Origin of the sequence: Thermodesulfovibrio sp. (genome assembly GCF_049969575.1) — a bacterium.
In the GTDB taxonomy this organism is placed as follows: Bacteria; Nitrospirota; Thermodesulfovibrionia; order Thermodesulfovibrionales; family Thermodesulfovibrionaceae; genus Thermodesulfovibrio; species Thermodesulfovibrio obliviosus.
On record NZ_JBMFOO010000047.1, the window covers coordinates 1 to 4622 of the forward strand.

The 4622-nt window shown below is 32.0% G+C and carries 5 protein-coding genes; 4 read left to right on the forward strand and 1 reads right to left on the reverse strand.

Going from position 1 to position 4622, the window contains the following annotated elements:
* Window positions 1-144: 144 nt before the first annotated feature.
* The 3 genes from ACP5O9_RS08610 to xerD all read left to right on the forward strand — a co-directional run bounded on the left by ACP5O9_RS08610 (window position 145) and on the right by xerD (window position 2318).
* Window positions 145-576: a YidH family protein gene (locus ACP5O9_RS08610; RefSeq protein ID WP_353686270.1), complete on the forward strand. Its 432-nt coding sequence runs from the start codon at window positions 145-147 to the stop codon at window positions 574-576.
* An 85-nt stretch (window positions 577-661) separates the two neighbouring features.
* Window positions 662-1468, forward strand: a complete 807-nt coding sequence (locus ACP5O9_RS08615) for a ribonuclease H-like domain-containing protein (protein ID WP_424905294.1) — start codon at window positions 662-664, stop codon at window positions 1466-1468.
* Window positions 1434-2318, forward strand: coding sequence for a site-specific tyrosine recombinase XerD (gene xerD / locus ACP5O9_RS08620; RefSeq protein ID WP_353686268.1), 885 nt, complete (start codon window positions 1434-1436; stop codon window positions 2316-2318). Before ACP5O9_RS08615 ends, xerD begins: the two co-directional genes overlap by 35 nt.
* A gap of 42 nt (window positions 2319-2360) precedes the next feature.
* On the opposite strand, the gene ACP5O9_RS08625 is transcribed toward xerD, so the two are convergent.
* Window positions 2361-3350, reverse strand: coding sequence for a mechanosensitive ion channel family protein (locus ACP5O9_RS08625; protein ID WP_428723843.1), 990 nt, complete (start codon window positions 3348-3350; stop codon window positions 2361-2363).
* A gap of 182 nt (window positions 3351-3532) precedes the next feature.
* On the opposite strand from ACP5O9_RS08625, the gene ACP5O9_RS08630 reads away from it, so the two are divergent.
* Window positions 3533-4622: KUP/HAK/KT family potassium transporter (locus ACP5O9_RS08630; protein ID WP_428723844.1), on the forward strand; the 1090-nt coding region annotated here is incomplete at its 3' end.

Below are 4622 nucleotides of genomic sequence, written 5' to 3' on the forward strand. Positions count from 1 at the left end.
GAAAAGGAATCTGCAACGAATGGTATTTCAAGTAGATTTTAAATGAGGCAATTCGGGAGATTTATTTTAATTGATGGTTTGTTTTAAAATTAAAATTAATGTTTAAAAATGATGTCAGAGATGTAAAAAGAAGTTTTCAAAACAATGGAAGAAAATAACACACATCCAAAAGTTCGGAACAGAAGAGTTCATCTTGCAAATGAAAGAACCTTTCTTTCATGGATTAGAACAAGCATTGGAATAATGGCATTCGGATTTGTTGTTGAAAAATTTGCACTTTTTGTAAGGCAGATCTCCTTTTTTGTTTCTTCAACTTTACATCAGAAAGAGCCATCGCATGTTTTGGAGAAAGAACTATTACAGCCATCGCATGTTGGATATTCTTCATTCTTTGGTATATTTCTTGTCGCTCTTGGAGCATTAATGGGTTTTCTTGCTTTTATACGATATAAAAAGATTGAAAAACAGATTGATGAGGACAGTTATAAACCCTCTTTGTTACTTGATATACTTCTGGTAGTCGCTATTCTTGTAATAGCTGGCTTTTTGATAATTTATCTTATACATAGTATTTAATTTTTTTGTTCAAAAAGTATGATTCAACTTATTTTTATTCTTTGAAAACTTGTCTAAATTTTCTTAAGCTTAATATAATAAAAACATGATTAAAAATACTTTTATACTTCTTGATGGAATTGGAGAAAAAAGAGAACGAAAGCTATGGAGGCAAGGAGTTCTTACTTGGGAAGATTTTTTCAATTGTAAAGAGGTTCTTGATTTAGATTATGAAAAAAAACAAAGCTATGATGAGTTTCTTCACTGGGCTTATGAGGCTTTAATTTGCAAGGATTGTTGTTTTTTTGCTGAACATTTGAAAAAAAGAGAACACTGGAGGCTTTTTGAAGAATGGATGAACGATGTAGTATGCCTTGATATAGAAACAAACGGACTAACACCAGAGAAAGGTGGATATGTAACTGTGGTTGGACTTTATTCTCCAAAAGGGTATCAAGCTTTAGTTAAAGGAGAAAATCTCACAGAAGAAAATCTTCAGCAGTCCATTGATGGATACAGATATCTGATAACATTTTATGGAAGCATTTTTGATATTCCATTTCTTAAAAAAGAGTTTCCTAATTTGAAAATTGAACACATGCCTCATTTTGATTTATTTTTTGCAGGAAAAAGATTGGGAATTCATGGTGGGCTTAAAAAGCTTGAAACATTATTTCTGATTGAAAGACAGGAAGAGCTCAAAGGGCTTAACGGATATGATGCTGTAAAGCTCTGGAAAGCATATTTAAATGGAAGTACTGACAGTCTTGAGCGCCTTATTTCTTATAACAGAGCAGATACAGAAAATTTATTCCAGCTCGGAAAGATTTTTTATGATATGTTGCGCTCACAGGTAGGCATTGAAGAGTTTATAGATAATGGAACAAAAAGAGATTCTCAAAAAGTTTCTTAACTATTGTCTTACTGAAAAAGCCCTTTCTATAAATACAGTAAAGTCCTATGAAAATGATTTGAAAGGATTTTGTTTATATCTTCAGCAACAGCAAATTTCACCTTTAAATTGCGAAAAACAACTGGTTGTAAATTACCTTTTAGGCTTGAAAGAAAAAGGCTACAGTTCTTCATCCATTGCGAGAAACCTGTCTTCTTTAAAGCAGTTTTTTCGGTTTTTGATCTTTGAAAATTTAATAAATCATGATCCAACAGAGGGACTTAAATCACCAAAACTATGGCTCAGACTTCCAAAAGCTCTTGAAATTGATGAGATAAAAAAGCTTCTTTCAGTGATGCTTCAAAGCAAATATTACTTAAGAGATATTACCATGCTTGAATTGATGTATGCTTCAGGATTAAGGGTCAGTGAGCTTGTTAATCTAAAATTGAGCGATATAAACTTTGAAGCAGGATTTATAAGAGTTAAAGGTAAGGGTGATAAAGAAAGAGTTGTTCCAATAGTTTATCGTTCAATAGATAAAATTAAAAAGTATTTGATAGAGCTAAGACCAAAGCTTCTTAAAAAGAAGGCTTCCGATTATCTTTTTCTTAATAATCGAGGACAAGCAATGACCCGTCAGAGATTCTGGCAGAATCTCAAGGTAATGGGGAAAATTGCAGGCGTAAATGTAACACCTCATATGATTAGACACAGCTTTGCAACCCATTTGCTTGAAGGTGGTGCAGATTTAAGGTCTCTACAGAAAATGCTTGGTCATAGTGACATATCTACAACTCAAGTTTATACTAAAGTTTCAATGGATAGACTTCGTAAAGAGTATCTTAAACATCATCCAAGAGCTAAGTAAAGCTATAAGAAAGATTCAAACTTTTCTATTACTAATTCAATCTCAGCTAATGCTAATTCTTTCTTCCTGGAAGCGTTTAAATATTCTTTTTCTTAGTTCATGCTGAACACTATACTGATCAACAAATTCTCTTATTTGACAAACAATAGTAAAATCAAGAGAGTTCTCACCAAATCCGGGAATAAATCTTACTACTGGCTCGGGTTCACTAAGTAGTCCTTCAATTTCTACTGAAGCCTTTTTTGTTTCTTCAAGCAATATTTTCTCAACTCTTTCAAGATCTGATGAATAACTTACACTAACTGGAATCTGTAGAGTCGTTCTTTTTTCAGGTAAAAAATAGTTAACCACAATGCTTTGAGAAAGCTTGCTGTTTGGTATTATTAACATATTATTTGAAAGCATTCTGATTCTTGTAGTTCTCCATGAAATATCCTCCACATATCCTTCCTGTCCATTTTCAAGTCGTATAAAATCACCAATCCTTATTGTTTTTTCTGCCATAATATGAATTCCGGCAAAGAGATTTTCAAGAGTGTCTTTAAGAGCAAGAGCAACTGCTAATCCACCTATACCAAGTGCTGTTATAAGAGGTGCTATGGAAATTCCAAAAATGTTAAGTATTATTATAAAACCAATTAAATAGACGGCACTCTTTATTATTATATTTAAAAGACCTGTTGACTGCACAGAAACTGATGAGCGTTCCACATACCGCATAAAAAGTCTATTAGCGAGATTAGCAACAGGTATAGTTATTGATAGAATTATCAATACATGAATCGTTTTAATTATGTATAAATTATATTTTTGAGGAAATTCTGAGCTTTCAATTCCTATATAAAGGGCTATTCCAATGCACCAGAAAATTGAAGGAACTTTAATTGTATTTATTATTAATTTGTCTATGCCTGTTTTAGTCTTTTTACCCCAGTGATGAAGGATTTTGAATAAAAAAAATCTTGCAAACAGTAAAACTCCTGCTACAGCTACTACTATTATAGATAAAACTGCAATTTTTTCAATATTCATAAAATTATCCTTAAATTGTCTTCAATTCCTGAATATGAAGGAAATATCACGCATTAGAACCTGCATTAAATCACGACAATAGATTATAGCAAGCAGTCTTAAAAAATCAAGAGATTTTAGTTAATCAAAGCTGGCAACTTAGGGATTTTTTCTATTCTCAATTTCAGGTATAATAAAAATCTATGACTGGAATCATCAAAGCAATGGGCCTTGTTTTTGGAGATATTGGAACAAGCCCAATATATACTTTAACTGTTACATTTTTAATTCTTGAGCCTACCTATGAAAATGTTCTCGGAGTTCTCTCTCTTATTTTCTGGACACTTGTTATACTTCCTACGATTCAATACAATGTTCTTGCAATGAGACTAAGTATAAGGGGTGAAGGTGGAACAATTGTTCTTGCTGAGATATTTAAATCTCTTTCAAAATCAAAAAAAGCTAAAGGAGTTGTCACATTTTTATCCTTTATAGGAACTTCTTTTATGATGGGTGATGGTGTTATAACTCCATCAATAAGTATTTTAAGTGCTGTCGAGGGTTCAGCTTTTATACCAGAAATAACAATTTCGCAAGAGATGATTATTTTAGGAGCCATGGTTATTGCTATATTTTTATTTCTTTTCCAAAAAAAGGGAACTGAAAAGGTTGCCTCTGCTTTTGGTCCTGTAATGGTTATATGGTTTTCTTCTCTTCTTATTCTTGGTATCTATGGAATTTTAAAAAATCCTGAGGTTTTGAAGGCTGTAAATCCATATTATGCTATAGATTTTGTTTTAAAAAATGGGTGGAAAGGCTACTTAATCTTAGGAGAAGTCATTCTCTGCGTAACAGGTTGTGAGGCAATGTATGCAGATATGGGACATCTTGGTTCAAAGCCTATAAGGCAGGCATGGACAATTTTGTTTTTTGTTCTTTCAATTAATTATTTCGGTCAGGGTGCTTTTATTCTATCTCATCCTGAGGTTAAAAACATTCTTTTTGAACTATCTTTAAATTTTTCATACTCTCTTTATGTTCCTTTTTTGATTTTAAGTATAGCTGCTACAATTATTGCTTCGCAGGCAATGATAAGTGGAATGTTTTCTATTGTCTATCAAGCAATTACAACAAGAATAATGCCAATGTTGAAGATTGATTATACCTCAAAAGAATTAAAATCCCAAATATATATTGGAACTGTTAACTGGTTTTTATTGATTGCAGTTTTATTCATTATGTTAGAGTTTAAAACTTCTTCAAATTTAGCAGGAGCCTATGGATTGACGGTAA